Source organism: Streptomyces fulvoviolaceus (assembly GCF_000718165.1).
In the GTDB taxonomy this organism is placed as follows: Bacteria; Actinomycetota; Actinomycetes; order Streptomycetales; family Streptomycetaceae; genus Streptomyces; species Streptomyces fulvoviolaceus.
Genome location: NZ_JOEY01000033.1, coordinates 187,230 through 204,050, shown reverse-complemented (window position 1 = coordinate 204,050; position 16,821 = coordinate 187,230). Strand labels below are relative to the sequence as shown.

Below are 16,821 nucleotides of genomic sequence, written 5' to 3'. Positions count from 1 at the left end.
TCGATCCCACTCCGCGTTCGTCAGGTCACCACGTCCCATGCAGCCAGCCTGACCCCAACACCCCACCCACGTAAGGGGATCCGAGAAACAGCGCCTAGTTGTCGGCGTCGTAGCGGTCCCGTGCCTCGTGTACTTCCTCGATGTGGGTCTCCGCCCAGTTCTTCACGGCGATCATCATCTGGGCGAGGCTGCGGCCGAGTTCGCTGAGTTCGTAGTCGACGCGGACGGGGACGGACGGGGTCACCGTGCGGGAGACGAGTCCGTCGCGTTCCAGTGAACGCAGTGTCTGCGTCAGCATCTTGGGGCTCACACCGGCGAGTTTCCGGGCGAGGTCGCTGTAGCGCAGGGGGCCGGGAGTGAGCGCGGCGACGATGAGGCACGCCCACTTCTCGCTGATGCGGCCCAGGAGTTGGTGGGTGGGGCACTCCTTGATGAACGCGTCGTACTCGATGCGTGCCTGTTCGCGCCGTTGGGCCGCCGTCGTGGTCGGCATCGCGCTCACCTCCGGGGTAGGTACGCACTCTCAGGTAACTACTTCCGAATGGATAGTAGCTCTTCCTAGGGTTGCCGGCAGCTGAGGAGATACCGAAGCGGACAGTGACATATGGGGAGTTGACGGTCATGCGTGCTGCGGTGGTGACGACGTTCGGCGGGCCCGAGGCCGTACGGGTCGTGCAGACCGAGGTGCCCGAGCCGGCCGCGCGTCAGGTGCGGATCAAGGTCGCGGCGGCCGCGCTGAACCCGGTGGACGCCGGGATGCGTGCGGGCGTCTTCGGGGGCGAGGGGAAACAGGTCGGGCTCGGCTGGGACGTCGCCGGGACGGTGGACGCGGTGGGGGCCGCGAGTGCGTGGAATGTGGGGGATGAAGTCGTGGCGCTGCACCCCGGCGTGGCCGAGAAGCCGCTGGGCTCGCACGCCGAGTACGTCGTCGTGGGCACGGACGCGGTGGCGCTCGCGCCGAGGACGGTGGGCGTGGTCGCGGCCGCGACTCTGCCGCTGAACGCCCTGGCCGCCGTACAGGCCCTGGATCTCCTGGAGTTGGCGCCGGGGCAGTCGCTGCTGGTGACCGGTGCGGCGGGTGCGGTCGGCGGGTACGCCGTCCAACTCGCCGTCCGTCGTGGGGTGTCGGTGGCCGCGCTGGCCAGGGCGGGGGACGAGGAATTCGTACGGTCGCTGGGGGCGTCGCACTTCGCCGTCGGCGGGGCGGAGGCGGGCGCTTTCGACGCCGTCCTCGACGCGGCGATCCTCGGTGAGACGGCCCTCGCGTGGGTGCGGGACGGGGGCGCCTTCGTCGGCGTGATCCCGAAGGCGCATCCGGCGTCGGTGCGCGGCGTGCGGACGACGGCCGTCGAGGTGCAGGCGGACGGGGTGCGTCTCGCCGAGCTGGTCGGGCTGGTGGACGAGGGGGCGCTGACCCTCCGGGTGGCCGAGACGTACGCCCTCGACGAGGCGTCGAAGGCGCACGCCCGGCTCGCGGAGGGCGGGGTGCGGGGGCGGATCGTGCTGGTCCCGTGATTCCGGTTCAGGCCAGGGCGAGGGCGGCGATCACCGGGGCCGCGTAGACCAGCGGGAACGGGAGGTGCGCGTACCAGCGGGCGCGGGCCACGGTCACCACGGCTCCGGTGAAGTACAGCACCAGGCCGATCCCGGCCGCGATCCCGATGGCCGGCACGAACAGGCCGATCAGCAGGCCCACGGCCCCGGCGGTCTTGGCCGCGCCGAGCCGGTTCCACCATGACTGCGGTACGCGGTAGTCGGTGAGGGCCTTGACGATCCACTCGGCGCGGGTCAGGACGACGATGCCGGAGTAGCCGGCCATGGCGGCGGCAAGGACGGTGACGATGACGTGGGCGATGGACATGCTGTGGCTCCTCGTTGCTCCGGGTCGCTCCGGGTTGTTCCGGTTCGGCGGGTTCATCGGGTTGACCCGGGGCGCACGGGGTGTGTGACAGGGAGCGCGAGGTTTTTTCGGCGGAGGTCGCTCGGGGGATCCGCCGGACAGGCCCTAGGGTCGGAGCCATGAAGATCATTGATCTGGAGCCCGGGGATCCGCGCCTGGCCGTCGAGATACTGCCCGTGCTGCGTGAGCTGCGTCCGCACCTCACCGAGGAGCTCTTCGCGGAGGTGTACGCCGAGGGGTACGCGCAGGGGCTGCGGTTCACCGCCGCCTACGGCGACGACGGGACGACGTGCGTGGGGGTCGCCGGGTGGCGGGTGATCGTGAACACCAGCTCCCTGCGCAAGCTGTACGTCGACGACCTCGTGACCGCCGAGACGGCCCGCTCCGGTGGCGTGGGGCGCGCGCTCCTCGGGTATCTCGAGGACCGGGCCCGCGCCCTCGGCTGCCATGTGCTGAACCTGGACTCCGGTACGCGTCGCACCGACGCCCACCGCTTCTATCTGCGGGAGCGGATGGACATCACGGGGTTCCACTTCGTGAAGCGCCTGGGCCGGCCGTAGTCGCGTAGGCCTTCGGTGACATCCCCACCGTCGTCGTGAAGTCCCGGACCAGGTGGGCCTGGTCGGCGTAGCCCAGGTCGGCCGCCAGTCCCGCCCAGTCCACTGCCCGTTCGGCCTCCGCGCGTTCCAGGGCCTCGTGGATGCGGTAGCGGAGGATGACCCACTTCGGGCCCACGCCGACGTATGCGGCGAACAGGCGCTGCAGCAGTCGTACGGAGAGGCCTTCCGCTGCCGCGAAGTCGGCCACGCGGCGGATCGTGCGGTCGGTGCGGATGCGCTCGACGAGGGTCATCGCCAGGTCCGCCTGGGGGTCGGGGTGTGGGGCGAGCCGTAGGAGGAAGGCGTCGAGGGCTTCGATGCGGGCCTTCTCGTCGGGTGGGGCGAGGATCGTGGTGGGGTCGATGTCGGGGAGGGCGGCGGGCTGTCGTATGCGGTGGCCCGTCCAGTGCGTCACCGGGTGCTCGGGGGCGAAGGGGCGGAAGCCGCCCGGGCGGAACTTGATGCCGCAGACCCGGCCCCGGCCCTCCAGTTTCTGGGTGAAGAGGCCGTGCTGGATGCCCGCGATCTCGACGAAGGGGTCCTGGCCCTCGAACTGCTGGAAGACGATGTGGACGGCCGGGTGCGGGACCACGTGGGAGACGTACGGCTGGGGCAGGTCCCAGTCGATCAGCCAGTACTGCTCGACGTGGTGGCGCAGGGGCTCGGCGGGTTCGGGGCGGCGGAAGTCCACGTGCGCGAGGAGGCCTGCGGCGTCGACGATGCCTCGGGTGTCACGGCGTGGGGCGGGCATGGGGGGATCGTAGGGCGCCCCACTGACATTGATACTCGTAAGCGGGTTCCGGCCGTGGGGGAATAGGTGGGCCGGAGTGGCCGTTCGACTGTATAGTTTAACGGTCAACAACTTGGAGGTTGAGCGACCATGCAGTTCGGGATCTTCAGCGTCGGCGACGTCACGCCGGACCCGACGACGGGCCGTACGCCGACCGAGCGCGAGCGCATCAAGGCCATGGTCGCCATCGCGCTGAAGGCCGAGGAGGTGGGCCTTGATGTGTTCGCCACCGGTGAGCACCACAACCCGCCGTTCGTGCCGTCCTCCCCGACGACCATGCTCGGCTACATCGCCGCGCAGACCGAGAGGTTGATCCTCTCCACCTCCACCACCCTCATCACCACCAACGACCCGGTGAAGATCGCCGAGGACTTCGCGATGCTCCAGCAGCTCGCGGACGGCCGGGTGGACCTGATGATGGGGCGCGGGAACACCGGCCCCGTGTATCCGTGGTTCGGGCAGGACATCCGCCAGGGCATCAACCTCGCCATCGAGAACTACGCCCTGCTCCACCGGCTGTGGCGCGAGGACGTGGTGAACTGGGAGGGGAAGTTCCGGTCGCCGTTGCAGGGGTTCACGTCCACGCCGCGGCCGCTGGACGGGGTTCCGCCGTTCGTCTGGCACGGCTCGATCCGCTCGCCCGAGATCGCCGAGCAGGCCGCCTATTACGGCGACGGCTTCTTCCACAACAACATCTTCTGGCCGGCCGACCACACCAAGCGGATGGTCGAGCTGTACCGGAGCCGGTACGCGCACTACGGGCACGGGACGGCAGAGCAGGCCATCGTGGGGCTGGGCGGTCAGATCTTCATGCGCCGCAATTCGCAGGACGCGGTGCGGGAGTTCCGGCCCTACTTCGACGTGGCTCCGGTGTACGGGCACGGGCCCTCCCTGGAGGACGTCACCGACCAGACCCCGCTGACCGTCGGCTCCCCGGAGCAGGTCATCGAGAAGACGCTGAAGTTCCGGGAGTACGCCGGTGACTATCAGCGCCAGCTGTTCCTCGTCGACCACGCCGGGCTGCCGCTGAAGACCGTCCTCGAGCAGATCGACATGCTGGGCGAGGAGGTCGTGCCGGTGCTGCGGAAGGAGTTCGCGGTCGGGCGGCCGGCGGAGGTGCCGGAGGCGCCGACGCACGCGTCGCTGCTCAAGGCTCAGGAGGTCGCGGTATGAAGCTCGTAGTCGTCTCGGCCGGGCTGAGTGTTCCGTCGTCCACGCGGCTGCTGGGGGACCGGCTGGCCGCGGCCGTGGGGCGGCGGACCCCGGTCGACGTGCAGGTCGTCGAGCTGCGCGAGCTCGCCGTGGAGATCGCGCACAACTTCACCAACGGGTTCGCGGGACGGTCGCTGTCCGCCGCGATCGACGCGGTGACGGGGGCGGACGGGCTGATCGTGGTCACTCCGGTGTTCTCGGCGTCGTACAGCGGGCTGTTCAAGTCCTTCTTCGACGTGATCGAGCCCGACGCCCTGGCGGGCAGGGCCGTGCTGCTCGCCGCGACCGGCGGTACCGCTCGTCACTCGCTCGTCCTGGAGCACGCGCTCCGGCCGCTCTTCGCCCACCTGAAGACCGTCGTCGTCCCGACCGGGGTGTACGCCGCCTCCGAGGACTGGGGCGCGGAGGGGCTGGACGCGCGGATCGAGCGGGCGGCGGGGGAGCTGGCGGGGCTGATGAGCGGGCTGTCGGGGGCTCGCCCCGGGGAGAAGGCCTCCGACGGCTTCGCTGAGGTCGTGCCGTTCGAGGAGCGGCTGGCGGCGCTGCGGGCGTGACGGCGCGTTCCCTCCGGCGGGTGAGAAGGCTGTAAGAAGGGTGCCCGGTGAGCTGCTCATCACGTCGTACGACGAGGCGGGCTTGGCAGACTGGGGGCGTGCCCCAAAACGTGCTGCTCGCCGAAGACGACCGCGCCATCCGTCACGCGCTGGAGCGCGCCCTGACGCTGGAGGGTTACCGGGTCACCGCGGTCGCCGACGGCGTCGAGGCGCTGGCGCAGGCCCACAAGACGCCACCGGACGTGCTGGTCCTCGATGTGATGATGCCCGGGATCGACGGGCTGCAGGTCTGCCGGGTGCTGCGCGCCGAGGGCGACCGTACGCCGATCCTGATGCTGACGGCGCTCGTGGAGACCGCCGACCGGATCGCGGGACTGGACGCGGGCGCCGACGACTATGTGGTGAAGCCCTTCGATGTGGAGGAGGTCTTCGCCCGGTTGCGTGCCCTGTTGCGTCGGACCAGTCCGGACGGGATGGCTCCGGCGGAGGCCGCGGTCAAGGCGGCGCACGTTCCCGAGGTTCCCGTGGGGCGGATCGAGGCGGCCGGGCTGCGGATGGACGTGCAGGCGCGGCGGGCCTGGCGCGCGGGGCGGGAGCTGGAGCTGACCCGTACCGAGTTCGAGCTGCTGGAGCTGCTCGTGCGGAACGCCGGGATCGTGCTCGACCACTCCACCATCTACGACCGGATCTGGGGCTATGACTTCGGGCCCGGCTCCAAGAACCTCGCCGTCTACGTCGGCTATCTGCGCCGCAAGCTCGACGACCCCGGGGCGCCTCAGCTGATCCACACGGTGCGCGGCGTGGGTTACGTGCTGCGGGAGGACTGAGTGGGGCGCCTGGCGCGGCGGTGGGCCCGGATCTGGGCCCGGCCGCGGCCTCGGCTGCTGTCTCTGCGGACCACCTTCGCCGTCTCGTTCGCCGCGGTCACCGCCGCCGTGACCGTCCTCGTCGGTGTGCTCTCCTACGGCGCCGCCGCCCGGCTCGTCCGGGTGGACCAGGAGTCCGTGTTCGACCAGGTCGTGCAGGATCTGCGGGACGAGGTGCGGCAGCACAAGATGACGACGGAGGACTTCTCGTCGTCCGCGCCCGGGCACGATCTCGTACGGCCGGCCCGTACGGACGTGCAGGTGCTCGGGCCGGACGGCGCGGTCGTCGATCCCGGGCAGCCGGGGTTGCCGGTCCGTGCTGCCGACAAGCGGATCGCTCTCGACGGCACCGCCGGGCGGATGACCGTGCACAAGGAGGTCGGCGTCGGTGACGACGTCTACCGTGTCGCCACCGTCTCGCTGGGGGGTGGCCGGGGGGCCGTGCAGGTCGCGCAGGAGTTCAGCGACACCGAGGATCTGCTGCGGGCGCTCCAGCAGCGGACGTTGAGCCTCATGGTCGCGGTCGTGATCGCGGCCGGGCTGTTCGGATGGTGGCTGGCCCGGCGGATCACTCGCCGGCTGGTGATCCTCACGTCGGCGGCCGAGGACGTCGCCCGTACGCGGCGGCTCGGGATCGAGGTGCCGGTCACGGGGTACGACGAGGTGGGGCGGCTGGGGCGGGCCTTCGACCGGATGCTGGGGCGGCTGGCCCAGTCGGAGGAGGACCAGCGGCGGCTGGTGCAGGACGCGGGGCACGAGCTGCGGACGCCGCTCACTTCGCTGCGTACGAACATCTCGCTGCTGCGGCGGATCGACGAACTGCCGCCGTCCACCCGGGACGAGCTGGTGGCCGATCTGAGCCAGGAGGCCCGCGAACTGACCGACCTCGTCAACGAGTTGGTCGACCTCGCGGCCGGGCAGTCCGACACCGAGCCGCCGCAGCGGGTCGATCTCGCGGACCTCGCCGAGGACGTCGCGGGGCTGTCCCGGCGGCGTACCGGGCGGGTGGTCGTCATCCACGCGAGCGGTGACACGAGCACCGACGGGCGGCCGGGGATGCTTCAGCGGGCGATCTCCAACCTCGTCGAGAACGCGGCCAAGTTCGACCGCGACGGCACCGCACCGATCGAGATCACGGTGGCCGGGCCCGCCCGGTCGGGGACGGTGCGTGTCGAGGTCCTCGACCGGGGGCCCGGTATCGCGGACGCCGACCTCGTCCGTGTCTTCGACCGCTTCTACCGGGCCGCCGACGCACGCTCGTTGCCGGGGTCGGGACTGGGGCTGTCCATCGTGCGGGAGGTCGCGCTGGCGCATGGGGGTGCGCCGTTCGCGTATCCGCGGGAGGGCGGCGGGGTGGTGATCGGGTTCACTGTGGGTGGGGGGTCCTGAGGCGCCCCGGCCGTTCGGGGAAGGGATGGACGCGTGCTCAGTGATCAGGAGGCCGCCGTACTGGCGGAGATCGACGAGGGGGCCGTTGCCCGGACACTGCTGGAGCTGATCGCGATCCCGAGCGTGACCGGGAGCGCGGCCGAGTCGGAGCTTCAGCATCAGCTGGCCGGGCGGCTGGAGCGGCTCGGGCTCGATGTCGACCTGTGGTCCATGGAGCTGCCCGCGCTGCTCGCGCACCCCGACTTTCCGGGGGCGGAGGCGCCGCGCGACGAGGCGTGGGGGCTGGTGGGCGAGACGGCGCGGGGCGGTGACGGGCCCGTCTTCGTGTTGCAGGGGCACGTGGACGTCGTACCGCCGGGGGATCTCGCCGCGTGGGAGGGGGATCCGTTCGTGCCCCGGGTGACCGGGGATGTCGTGCACGGGCGCGGGGCGTGCGACATGAAGGCCGGGCTGGCGGTGCATCTGGCCGTGCTGGCGGCGATCCGGGCGAGTGGGGTGCGGCTGCGGGGGCGGGTGGCCGCTCACTTCGTGGTGGGTGAGGAGGACGGGGGGCTGGGGGCCTTCGGGACCTTGCAGCGGGGATACGGCGGTGATGTGTGCGTCATCGGCGAGCCGACCTCCGGGACGCTCGTCACCGCCAACGCGGGTGCGTTGACCTTTCGGATCACCGTGAACGGCAAGGCCGCGCACGCCAGTTCGCGGGAGGAGGGCGTGAGCGCGATCGACGCGTACGTGCCGTTGCATCGGGCGCTCGGTCGGCTGGAGTCGGAACGGAACCGGGATCCGCACCCGTTGATGGCCGAGTATCCGATCCCGTACGCGCTGTCGGTGGGGACGGTGCGCTCGGGCGACTGGGCCAGCAGCGTGCCCGATCTGCTCGTCGCGGAGGGGCGGTTGGGGGTGCGGCTGGGGGAGGAGCCGGCGGTGGTGCGGGCCGCCTTCGAGCGGTGTGTGGCCGAGGTGTGTGACGGGGATGCCTGGCTGCGGGAGCACCCGGCGGTCGTGACGTGGCCGGGTGGGCAGTTCGCGAGTGGGCGGCTGCCGGAGGGGCATCCGTTGCCGGACGTGATCCGGGGCGCGCACCTGGACGTCGGTGGCACGCGTCTCAGGGAGCGTGGGGCGCCGTACGGCAGCGACTTGAGGCTTTACGCCGGGGCCGGGATTCCCGCGCTGCAGTTCGGGCCGGGGGACATCGGCGTGGCGCACAGTCCGCGTGAGCGGGTGTCCGTCCGGGAAGTCGTGGAGGTGGCCCGGACGTTGGCGGTCACGGTGCTGCGGGAGGTGGGGGTGAAGTGACGTTGTCGACGGCGTTCACGGAACTGTTCGGGGTACGGCATCCGATCGCCTTGGCGCCGATGGGTGGATCGGCCGGGGGTGCGCTGGCGGCGGCCGTATCGCGGGGCGGCGGGCTGGGGCTGGTGGGCGTCGGGGGCGGTGAACGGGAGCTGCTGGACCGGGAGTTGCCGCTCGTGTCCGGTGCCGGGAAGCCGTGGGGTGTCGGGTTCCTGACCTGGCAGACCGAGGTGCGGGCGGTGGAGCACGCGCTGGAGTACGGTCCGCGGGCGGTCATGCTGTCCTTCGGGGATCCGGAGCCAAGCGCTCCGCTGGTTGGGCGGTTCGTTGGCCGCGGGCCGGTGGGGGCTGGTCGCGCAGTTCCCCGCGCCCCTTTGAGGCGCTGCAGAACCGCACTGGACTTTGCCGGACCCGCTTAGCGGTCGGAGGGATTGCGGATGGCCGCCGCCCTGGTGCTGGGGGCGGCCGGCGCGCTGGCCGGCTCCCGGTTCCAGGCTACTGCCGAGGCGCGTGAAGCGGAGCTCGCCGCGTACCCCGACGACGCCCGACAGGCCTACCGGGCCGACCAGTCCCGGGGCCGTATCTCTCCGTTGCCGGTGTGGGCGGCGAGGCCGTCGACCTGATCACCGACCTGCCGCCGGCGGCCGGGCCGAGGAAGCCCTGGCCCGGGCCGGAGGGCGCTGACGCGGCGCTGGCCGCGTCAGGAGGTCGTACGCCCGAAGCAGCGCTCCAGCTCGTTCAGGTCGTAGAACTTGCTGCCCTTGGAGATCGGCCGGCAGCCCGCCTTGAACGCCGTCTCCTTCTCGTTGTAGAGCATCCGCACGAGGTAGGTGTCGCCCTTGCGGAAGACGTCCCACTGGATGTTCGCGCCGAGCGGTGCCACGTTCGCGCCCCGCCATGCGTTGGTGGCGTAGGTGTACGGCTGCTCGGTGGTGACCCCCTGCGTGCTGCCCGGCAGGCCCATCAGCGCGGCCAGCGGGATGATCTCCTCGGCGTGGGTGAAGCGGAGTTCGGCGCCCAGGTCGCTGGTGCCGTCGCGCTTGGCCTCGACCTGCTTGAAGAGGTCGTCGAGGAGGACGTCGGCCATCTTGTAGGTGATGTCGCTGTCGGCGAAGCCCGGCCCCTTCTCGTAGAAGTCCTCGGCGTCACCGAGGTAGCCGAACCAGGCGGCGTCCTTCAGCGAGATGTACCGCTCCATGCCCCACCCCTTGCCGCCCGGGCTCTCCTGGACCATGGCGGGGGCGATGGCGTAGAGGTTGTAGACGGCCTCGGCGGCGGCGACCCGGTCGTCCTTCGCGAGAGCGTCGACGAAGTCGTCCTTGAAGAGCTTCTTCAGTACGCGGCGGGCGGCGCGGTCGGTCGCGGGCTGGTCCGTGATGCTCTTGAGGGTGCTCGCCAGGCGCTCGTCGTTGTCGATGTAGTCGCGGTACGCCGCGCCACCGGCCGCCTTGTGGAAGTAGAGCAGGTCCTTGTCCGTGCGGGTCGCCCCGATCAGCGGCTTCAGCGCCGGGTCGGTGTCGGTGAGACCGGTGACGAACTGGTTCCCGCTGTCGACGGCCCGCCCCTGTCCGGAGCTGACGACGTCGATGGACTCCTTGTCCTTGGCGATCTGCTGGAACAGGCCGGGCAGCCGCTTGGCCAGCCGTACGGCCGTGTCGTGCATCTCCTGCTTGCCGCGCGCGCTGAGGTTGCCGTAACCCACGGTGCTCATCGCGTCGAGCAGCGCCTGTACCTTGGGTCCCAACTCCCGGCCCTTGGCGGTGAGTTGACCCTCGCCGTCCGCCTTCTTCAGCAGCGCCAGGATCAGGTCCCCGTCCTCGCTGTCGGTGGCGGAGCGGGAGCCGTGCCGGGACACGTTCTCGGTGAAGACGGGGGCGAAGCCGGCGGGGGCCTGCTGGTAGGTGCGCGGGTTCTGCTCGGGCTCGTACGGAGCCTTCGACCCGAGAACGGTGTCGGTGCTGGTGCTGTGGTGCTCCGCTGCAGCGTGCGCGGGCAGCGGGGCCGCCAGAAGGGCGGCGAGGCCGAGGGCGGCCAGGGCGGGCGTGCGTCTCATGGGCGCATCGTTTGCGGAGGACGTGAACGGTGGGTGGCCTCGGGGCGGCGGCGGGGGTCCTGGGAGGGCCAGCTACGGTCAAGACAGACGATCATGGGGGAGTGATGATGGACATCCGTCCGCACAGAAGGCGGGTCGCTCTGACCCTCGCCGTCGCCGGACTGGTCGTAGGGGCGGCTCTCGTCGTGCACGAAGTCGACTCACCCTCCTTCGGTGTCCAGCCCGCGCCCCGGGCCGACGCCCCGGAGTGCGCGCGTATCGCCAAGGGCTACCCGTCCGGCCTGGGCGGCCAGCGGCGCGCGACCGTCTCCATGGCCGGTGTCGCCGTCTGGGGCGACGGAGCGGTGACCCTCCGCTGCGGCCTCAACCCGCCCGAGCCGACGGTCGAGGCGTGTATCGACATCGACGACGTCGACTGGGTGTGGCGGGACGCGACGTCCCGGGGCGGCAGCAAGGTCCTCGTCACCTACGGCCGCGATCCCGCCGTAGAGGTCAGGATCTCCGACCGGGTCGCCGGCATCGACGAGGTCCTGGTGGAGCTGAGCCGTGCCGTGAAGCCGATCGCGCAGACCGCGGAGTGCATCGGGGACGAGGACGTACCCCAGCCGGTGGCCTGAGTGCTCCGCTGGGAGCGCGGTGTCGAACCCGCGGGCCGGTGGGGGCTGGTCGCGCCCACGCGGCGGCGCCGCATGTCGACACAGCCCCGCGCCCCTTGGGGAGCGCGATACCGCACCGGAGTTCACCGAGGCCGCTGAGATGCCTACTCCAGCGGCGCCGTCTCCAGCAGCTCCCGTGCCATCGAATTCGCAGGCGCCGCCGTCTGTTCCGCGACCCGTCGGAAGGTCTCCTGGGCGGGCCGGGCCGGCCACTCGGGTGGGAGGTGGCGGGCCGGGAGCCTAGGGTCGGCGCGGATGGTCCAGAGCCACTCGCTGACCAGGCGCAGGCGGGTGCCGATCGGGTCCTCGCCGGAACCGGCGCTCAGGTGGGCGGTCCAGCGCTTGTCGAAGGAGACGTAGCGGGCGGCGATGCTCTCGAGGTCCCAGGTGTCGCTGATCATGGTGCCGATGTCCGTGGCCACGTCGGCCACGGAGTGGAAGATCTTGACGTGGGCGGACAGGCCGAGTTCCGAGACGACGGAGGAGACGTCGACATGTCCCGGCGCGATCCACAGCCCGCTGTACAGCGCGCCGAAGCCCGACCAGGCCAGCCGTGAACGCAGGTCGTGGCGCTGGCGCTTCCAGGAGTCGGGCAGGGAGAAGGCGAGCAGGGTCCAGGAGCCGTCCCAGTCGTCGTTGACGGCACCTTGTTTCCAGATGCGGTCACGGCCGCCCTCCAGGACGCGGGCCGCCTGCGGGGTGAGGCCGAAGTACATGCGCCGGCCCTCCCGTTGGCGTCGCAGCAGGCCGCGGTTGACCATGCGGGTGAGGGTGGAGCGTACGGCCTGTTCACCGACCCCGACGCGGCCGAGTGCGTCGATGATGCTGCCCGAGTAGACGCACAGGTCGCCCTGCTCCAGCACGTGGTTGCCGAAGAAGGCGAGCATGAGCGACTGCGGGCGCGGCGCCGGGCCGTCGTCCGTAACGTCGTTGTCCGAGGTGTCCAGGATGTCTATGTCCTCCACGGGGAAAGAGTACGACCGCCCGCCGGGAGCGCGGCGGGCGGTCGTACCTCGTCACTGTCCGTCGGTGGGGTGGGCGAGGTCGTACGGCCGCAGGTAGGGGGTGGGGTGGTACGTGACGTAGCGGGCGGCGGACGTCGGATCGGCCGCCGTGGCACGGGAGTTGAGGGTGCCGGGGTCGGTGCCGGTCCACTTGCCGGTGTCCAGGCGGGCCTCCAGTGTGTGCAGGGCGGCCACCTGCTCGCCGGCGCTGAAGGTGCAGTGGCCGGCGTTGTCGACGTACGCCTGGCGGAGCAGGGGAGCGGAAACGGCTGCGGTGACCGCCCGCTTCAGCGCGCTTTCCGTCTGGACCGGGACCAGGGCGTCGCCGGTGGTGTGGATGTCCAACTGTGGCTTGGTCAGCTTGCCCGTGAAGGCGCTCGTGCCGCTCATCCACGCGACGGCGGACGGGTCGGCGCTGACGCGTGGGGCGCGATTCAGTGTCGCGAGGTCCTTGTGCAGGGAGAGGCCGGCCTTCTTGTACAGCTCGGTGACCTCCTTGCGGACGGAGGACTGGCCGAGGAGTTTCGCGTAGTCGACGCCGGTGTTCCAGGACATGTTGCCGCCCGCCCGGGTCTCGGCCTCCAGCCGCCAGCTGAACGCGGGGACCTGGAGCAGGCCCTTGAGTGCCGTGTACTGGTTGGCCTGCTGGGCGTCCCAGTCGGTCTCGGCGGGCCGGGTCTGGGACGGGTCGTTCCAGACCGGGATGTTGTGCAGGGCGGCGGCGAGCGCGACGCGGGCCCGCCCCTCGGCCGTCGTCTGTGCCGAATCCACCGCGGCCGCCAGGGTGTTGGACGCGTTGGTGGCGGCCGCCTGGTCCGCGAAGTCCGCCAGTGGGACGTCGGAGCCGGGCGCGAGGAGCGTCTTGACGGCGAAGGCCGGGTCGAGGGTGTTGTTCCAGTTGGCGACGCCGCCGTGGACGAGACCGCACATGGCGAGGGAGCCGTCGATGCGCTGCGGGGCGCGTTCGGCGAGGGCGGTGGTGACGAGTCCGCCGTACGACTGGCCCCAGGCGATGGTGCGTTCGGCCGTCCCGAAGCGGTCCTTGAAGACGGAGAGGGTGGCGAGCTGGTCGGGCACCGCGTCCGTCACCGCCCAGCCGGTGGTGGCGTAGGAGGAGCCGATGAGGGCGTAGCCGCCGTCGAGCAGGAGGGCCTTGGTGGCGTCGTTCGGGCCGTTCTGGGCGGGGTTGGGGGAGCCCTGGGGGCGGTAGCCGTGGCTGAAGAGCAGGACGGTGCCGTTCCAGTCGGCGGGCACGTCCATCGTGTACGCGGCGCCCGAGGGGAGTTGGCCGTCGATGTGGGTCGTGTCCGCCGAGGCGGCGGTTGTGGCGGGCAGGGCGGTGACGGCGAGCAGGAGGGCTGCGACGAAGGCGGTGCGGGTGCCGGATGTCATGCGGTGATCTCCTCCGTGTGGGGGGCGTCGGAGCTTGCGGTGGGTTCGGCGAGGGACTGCCGACTGGTCTCGCGTACGAAGAGGACGGTCACGGCGGTGATGGCCGCGCCGCCGCACAGGAGCAGGGAGACGGGGGTGCTGGTGCCGCTGCCCGCCACCAGGCTGCCGGCGATCATCGGGGAGAAGCCGGCGCCGATGAGGGTGGCGCCCTGGTAGCCGAGGGAGGCGCCGGTGTAGCGGACCTTGGTGCCGAACATCTCGCTGAGCAGGGCGCCGAGCGGGCCGTACATCGTCGACTGGGCGATGCCGTGGCCGAGGACGACGGCCAGGATCAGCAGCCCGGGCGACTTCGAGTCGACCAGCGCCATCACCGGGAAGGCGAGCGCGGCCGAGGCGAGGGCTCCGGCGAGGACGACCGGGCGGCGGCCGACGCGGTCGGAGAGTATGGAGGCGCAGGGCAGCACGACGAGGGCGACGGAGGCGGAGACCGTGAGCGCGGTCAGCACCTGCGGGCGGGCGTAGCCGATGCCGGTGGCGTACGCGATCAGGTAGCTGGTCAGCAGGGACTGGGCGGTGAAGGCGCCGATGCCGACACAGCAGGCCAGCAGGACGGGGCGGGGCTTCCGGAGCACGTCGAGGATAGGCATCCGGGACTCGGCGCGGTCCTTCTTCACCTCGGCGAACAGCGGGCTTTCCACGACCTTGAGGCGGACGAAGAGTCCGACGCCGAGCAGCACCACGCTCAGCAGGAACGGCACGCGCCAGCCCCACGCCGCGAACTGGTCCCGGGGCATGGCGACGACGAAGGTGACGACCACCGAGGACAGCAGGGAGCCGAGCGGGGCTCCCATCTGCGTGAAGCTGGACCACAGCCCGCGGCGGCGCTCCCCGGCGTGCTCGACGACCATGAGCGTGGCGCCGCCCCATTCACCGCCGATGGCGATGCCCTGCACGACGCGCAGGGTGATGAGGAGGACGGGCGCCCACACGCCGATCGTGTCGTACGTGGGCAGCAGGCCGATGAGGAAGCTGGCCGCGCCCATCAGGCCCATGGTGAGCAGCAGCATCGACTTGCGGCCGAGCCGGTCGCCGAAGTGCCCGAAGAGGATGCCGCCGAGGGGCCTTGCGACATAGCCGGCGGCGAAGGTGCCGAACGCGGCGATCGTGCCTACGGCGGGGTCGGCACCGGGGAAGAACAGTTCGCCGAAGACGAGGGCGGCGACGGTGCCGTAGACGAGGAAGTCGTAGAACTCGACGGCGGTGCCGAGCAGGCCGGAGGCGGCGACCATGCGCAGCTGCCGGGTTCGTGCGGGGGACGGGGGCATTGCGCTCTCCCTTGAGCGGAGGAAGGACACGCCGAAGTTAGGCTCGTTTGCCACTGCCGTCAATAAAGTGCACAACATTGAAGTGATGGGCGCATGGAGAAGGCGGGGTCCGAGGACCCCGCCTTGTGAAGCTGCTCAGCCGTCCTTGCGGGCCACTCCGCCGTAGATGCCGATCGGCGGGGCGCCCGGGATCGAGGGGGCGTCGGGGCGCCAGTCGGTGACCTTGACCAGGCCCGGGTCGACCAGGGTGAAGTCTCCGAAGAGGTCCAGGACCTGGGCGTGCGGGCGGAGGTGGAGGCCGGCGCTGGCCTTGTTGTAGACGGCCGCCGCCTCCTCGCGCCGGTCCTCGTGGACGTCGCCCGTGGCGTGCGACAGGACGAGGTAGGAGCCGGCGGGGAGCGCGTCGCGGAGGGTGGCGACGATGCCGTACGGGTCGTCCGCCTCGGCGAGGAAGTGCACGACGGCGACCAGCAGCACCGCCACGGGCCGGTCGAAGTCGATGACCTCGCGTACGCCGGGGTGGTCGAGGACGGCCCGGGGGTCATGCAGGTCGGCCAGGACTACGGAGGTGTCCGCGTCGTCGGCCATGAGGGCCATCGAGTGGGTGCTGACGATCGGGTCGTTGTCGACGTAGGCGACACGGGTCCCGGGAGCGACGGAGTGCGCGATCTGGTGGACGTTGGGCTCGGTCGGCAGCCCCGTCCCGATGTCGAGGATCTGCCGGATGCCACCCTCCGCCACCACGTGCCGGACGGCGCGGTGCATGAAACGCCGGTTGGCCCGGACGCCGTCCCGCACCTCCGGGGCCGCCTTGATGAAGCGCTCGGCGGCCTCCCGGTCGACCTCGTAGTTGTCCTTCCCGCCGAGGAAGTAGTCGTACATCCGGGCCGGGTGGGGCTTGCTCGTGTCGATCTGTACGGGGTGAGCGCCGCTGTCGCCGGTGCGGGGAGAGGTCATGGGTGCGTGGCTCCGTTTCTGGGCTCGTGGCTGGCCACTTGAATGAACCGAGGGGGTGGTTTTCGCGTCAACATCCTGGCACGGGGCGGGTGTTGGGCACGCCGGTGTTCCGGAGCGGGGCGGCCTGCTGTTGTCGTTACGCCCCGCCACCGGGCTCGGGTACCGGTCTGCCCGGGGGCGTGAAGGCGGCGAGCACCGTGGCCGTGATGTGGTCGGCGGCGCGGTCGGAGGTGAGACGGCCGGCGCGGATCTCGTCTGCCGCGCTGTGCATGACCGCGTGCAGGACATTGACCATCCAGGCGACCGGCAGGTCCGTACGGAAGGCGCCCTCGGCGCGGCCACGGGCGACCAGCGCCTCGACCCGGGCGGCGGGCCCGGCGTGCAGTTCGCGGATGCGTCCGGCGGAGAGTTCCCGTTGCGCGGCGGCGAGCAGCGCCCGTGCCTGGTCCACCAGGTGCCAGCCGGCCTCGATGTACCGCGCCAGGGCGAGCAGCGGGTCACCGGTCAGGTCGATCGTGTCCAGTACCTCGTTGCCCCGGTCGATGGCGCGGCTCATCGCCGCGTCGACGACCTCCGCCCGGGAGGCGAAGTGCGCGTACAGCGTCACCCGGCCCACGCCCGCGGCGCGCGCGATCTCGCTCAGGCTCGCCTCGGGGTTCCGTCCGAGGCATTCGGCCGCGGCCTGCGCGATCGCCTCGATGCTGCGCAGGGCGTCGGCGCGTTTGGTGGTGCTCTTGCTGCCCATGCGCCCACAGTACCGCAGTAAGTCGTACAGCACTGTTTGGCTTACGCTCCCGGGCCGTATAACCTGAACAGCGTTGTACGACTTAG

General features: G+C 71.2%; 19 protein-coding genes. 10 read left to right on the top strand and 9 right to left on the bottom strand.

Annotated elements, in window-relative coordinates; all coding sequences use genetic code 11:
- Positions 1-94: 94 nt before the first annotated feature.
- Positions 95-493, bottom strand: a complete 399-nt coding sequence (locus IG08_RS0132980; protein WP_030610995.1) for a winged helix-turn-helix transcriptional regulator — start codon at positions 491-493, stop codon at positions 95-97.
- Positions 494-621: 128 nt separating this feature from the next.
- On the opposite strand from IG08_RS0132980, the gene IG08_RS0132975 reads away from it, so the two are divergent.
- Entirely contained in the window at positions 622-1,515 is an 894-nt protein-coding gene (locus tag IG08_RS0132975; protein ID WP_030610992.1) for an NADP-dependent oxidoreductase, read from the top strand.
- A gap of 7 nt (positions 1,516-1,522) precedes the next feature.
- Here the strand turns inward: IG08_RS0132975 and IG08_RS0132970 are convergent, their stop codons facing one another.
- The gene (locus tag IG08_RS0132970; RefSeq protein ID WP_030610990.1) at positions 1,523-1,861 is read right to left on the bottom strand and encodes a DoxX family protein; all 339 of its coding nucleotides are present in this window, start codon (positions 1,859-1,861) and stop codon (positions 1,523-1,525) included.
- A 158-nt stretch (positions 1,862-2,019) separates the two neighbouring features.
- On the opposite strand from IG08_RS0132970, the gene IG08_RS0132960 reads away from it, so the two are divergent.
- Complete coding sequence (locus IG08_RS0132960) at positions 2,020-2,460, top strand: GNAT family N-acetyltransferase (protein ID WP_030610987.1); 441 nt, start codon at positions 2,020-2,022, stop codon at positions 2,458-2,460.
- On the opposite strand, the gene IG08_RS0132955 is transcribed toward IG08_RS0132960, so the two are convergent.
- Positions 2,420-3,250 (bottom strand): helix-turn-helix domain-containing protein, encoded by an 831-nt coding sequence (locus tag IG08_RS0132955; protein ID WP_043455812.1) that lies wholly within the window; start codon positions 3,248-3,250, stop codon positions 2,420-2,422. The two genes, IG08_RS0132960 and IG08_RS0132955, sit on opposite strands and share 41 nt — an antisense overlap.
- Before the next feature lie 129 nt (positions 3,251-3,379).
- On the opposite strand from IG08_RS0132955, the gene IG08_RS0132950 reads away from it, so the two are divergent.
- From IG08_RS0132950 to IG08_RS56045, 7 genes are all read left to right on the top strand, one after another.
- On the top strand, positions 3,380-4,462 hold the full coding sequence (locus tag IG08_RS0132950; RefSeq protein WP_030610981.1) for an LLM class flavin-dependent oxidoreductase: 1,083 nt from the start codon (positions 3,380-3,382) through the stop codon (positions 4,460-4,462).
- Entirely contained in the window at positions 4,459-5,055 is a 597-nt protein-coding gene (locus IG08_RS0132945) for an FMN reductase (protein WP_030610979.1), read from the top strand. Before IG08_RS0132950 ends, IG08_RS0132945 begins: the two co-directional genes overlap by 4 nt.
- A gap of 98 nt (positions 5,056-5,153) precedes the next feature.
- Complete coding sequence (locus IG08_RS0132940) at positions 5,154-5,882, top strand: response regulator transcription factor (RefSeq protein WP_199820941.1); 729 nt, start codon at positions 5,154-5,156, stop codon at positions 5,880-5,882.
- Positions 5,883-7,310: a sensor histidine kinase gene (locus IG08_RS0132935; protein WP_030610972.1), complete on the top strand. Its 1,428-nt coding sequence runs from the start codon at positions 5,883-5,885 to the stop codon at positions 7,308-7,310.
- Positions 7,311-7,343: 33 nt separating this feature from the next.
- Positions 7,344-8,606: an ArgE/DapE family deacylase gene (locus IG08_RS0132930; RefSeq protein WP_030610969.1), complete on the top strand. Its 1,263-nt coding sequence runs from the start codon at positions 7,344-7,346 to the stop codon at positions 8,604-8,606.
- The gene (locus tag IG08_RS54635; RefSeq protein ID WP_052424962.1) at positions 8,603-9,022 is read left to right on the top strand and encodes a nitronate monooxygenase; all 420 of its coding nucleotides are present in this window, start codon (positions 8,603-8,605) and stop codon (positions 9,020-9,022) included. The genes IG08_RS0132930 and IG08_RS54635 overlap by 4 nt, the downstream gene beginning before the upstream one ends.
- Before the next feature lie 18 nt (positions 9,023-9,040).
- The gene (locus tag IG08_RS56045; protein ID WP_052424961.1) at positions 9,041-9,226 is read left to right on the top strand and encodes a hypothetical protein; all 186 of its coding nucleotides are present in this window, start codon (positions 9,041-9,043) and stop codon (positions 9,224-9,226) included.
- A 77-nt stretch (positions 9,227-9,303) separates the two neighbouring features.
- Here the strand turns inward: IG08_RS56045 and IG08_RS0132920 are convergent, their stop codons facing one another.
- Positions 9,304-10,656 carry a histidine-type phosphatase gene (locus tag IG08_RS0132920; protein ID WP_030610966.1) on the bottom strand — a complete coding sequence of 451 codons (1,353 nt, stop codon included), beginning with the start codon at positions 10,654-10,656 and terminating at the stop codon, positions 9,304-9,306.
- A 107-nt stretch (positions 10,657-10,763) separates the two neighbouring features.
- Between IG08_RS0132920 and IG08_RS0132915 the strand changes: the two genes are divergently transcribed.
- Positions 10,764-11,273: a DUF3515 domain-containing protein gene (locus IG08_RS0132915; protein ID WP_030610964.1), complete on the top strand. Its 510-nt coding sequence runs from the start codon at positions 10,764-10,766 to the stop codon at positions 11,271-11,273.
- Positions 11,274-11,416: 143 nt separating this feature from the next.
- Here IG08_RS0132915 and IG08_RS0132910 read toward each other — a convergent pair whose 3' ends face one another.
- The 5 genes from IG08_RS0132910 to IG08_RS0132890 form a co-directional block, all read right to left on the bottom strand.
- A complete protein-coding gene (locus tag IG08_RS0132910; RefSeq protein ID WP_030610961.1) occupies positions 11,417-12,277 on the bottom strand; it encodes a PaaX family transcriptional regulator in 861 nt (286 codons plus the stop codon).
- 51 nt (positions 12,278-12,328) lie between these two features.
- Positions 12,329-13,708 (bottom strand): alpha/beta fold hydrolase, encoded by a 1,380-nt coding sequence (locus IG08_RS0132905; RefSeq protein ID WP_030610958.1) that lies wholly within the window; start codon positions 13,706-13,708, stop codon positions 12,329-12,331.
- Positions 13,705-15,033 carry an MFS transporter gene (locus IG08_RS0132900; protein WP_030610953.1) on the bottom strand — a complete coding sequence of 443 codons (1,329 nt, stop codon included), beginning with the start codon at positions 15,031-15,033 and terminating at the stop codon, positions 13,705-13,707. Before IG08_RS0132900 ends, IG08_RS0132905 begins: the two co-directional genes overlap by 4 nt.
- Positions 15,034-15,168: 135 nt before the next feature.
- Positions 15,169-15,990, bottom strand: coding sequence for an SAM-dependent methyltransferase (locus IG08_RS0132895; protein WP_030610950.1), 822 nt, complete (start codon positions 15,988-15,990; stop codon positions 15,169-15,171).
- A gap of 136 nt (positions 15,991-16,126) precedes the next feature.
- Positions 16,127-16,735 carry a TetR/AcrR family transcriptional regulator gene (locus IG08_RS0132890; protein WP_030610947.1) on the bottom strand — a complete coding sequence of 203 codons (609 nt, stop codon included), beginning with the start codon at positions 16,733-16,735 and terminating at the stop codon, positions 16,127-16,129.
- Between the last annotated feature and the right edge of the window lie 86 nt (positions 16,736-16,821).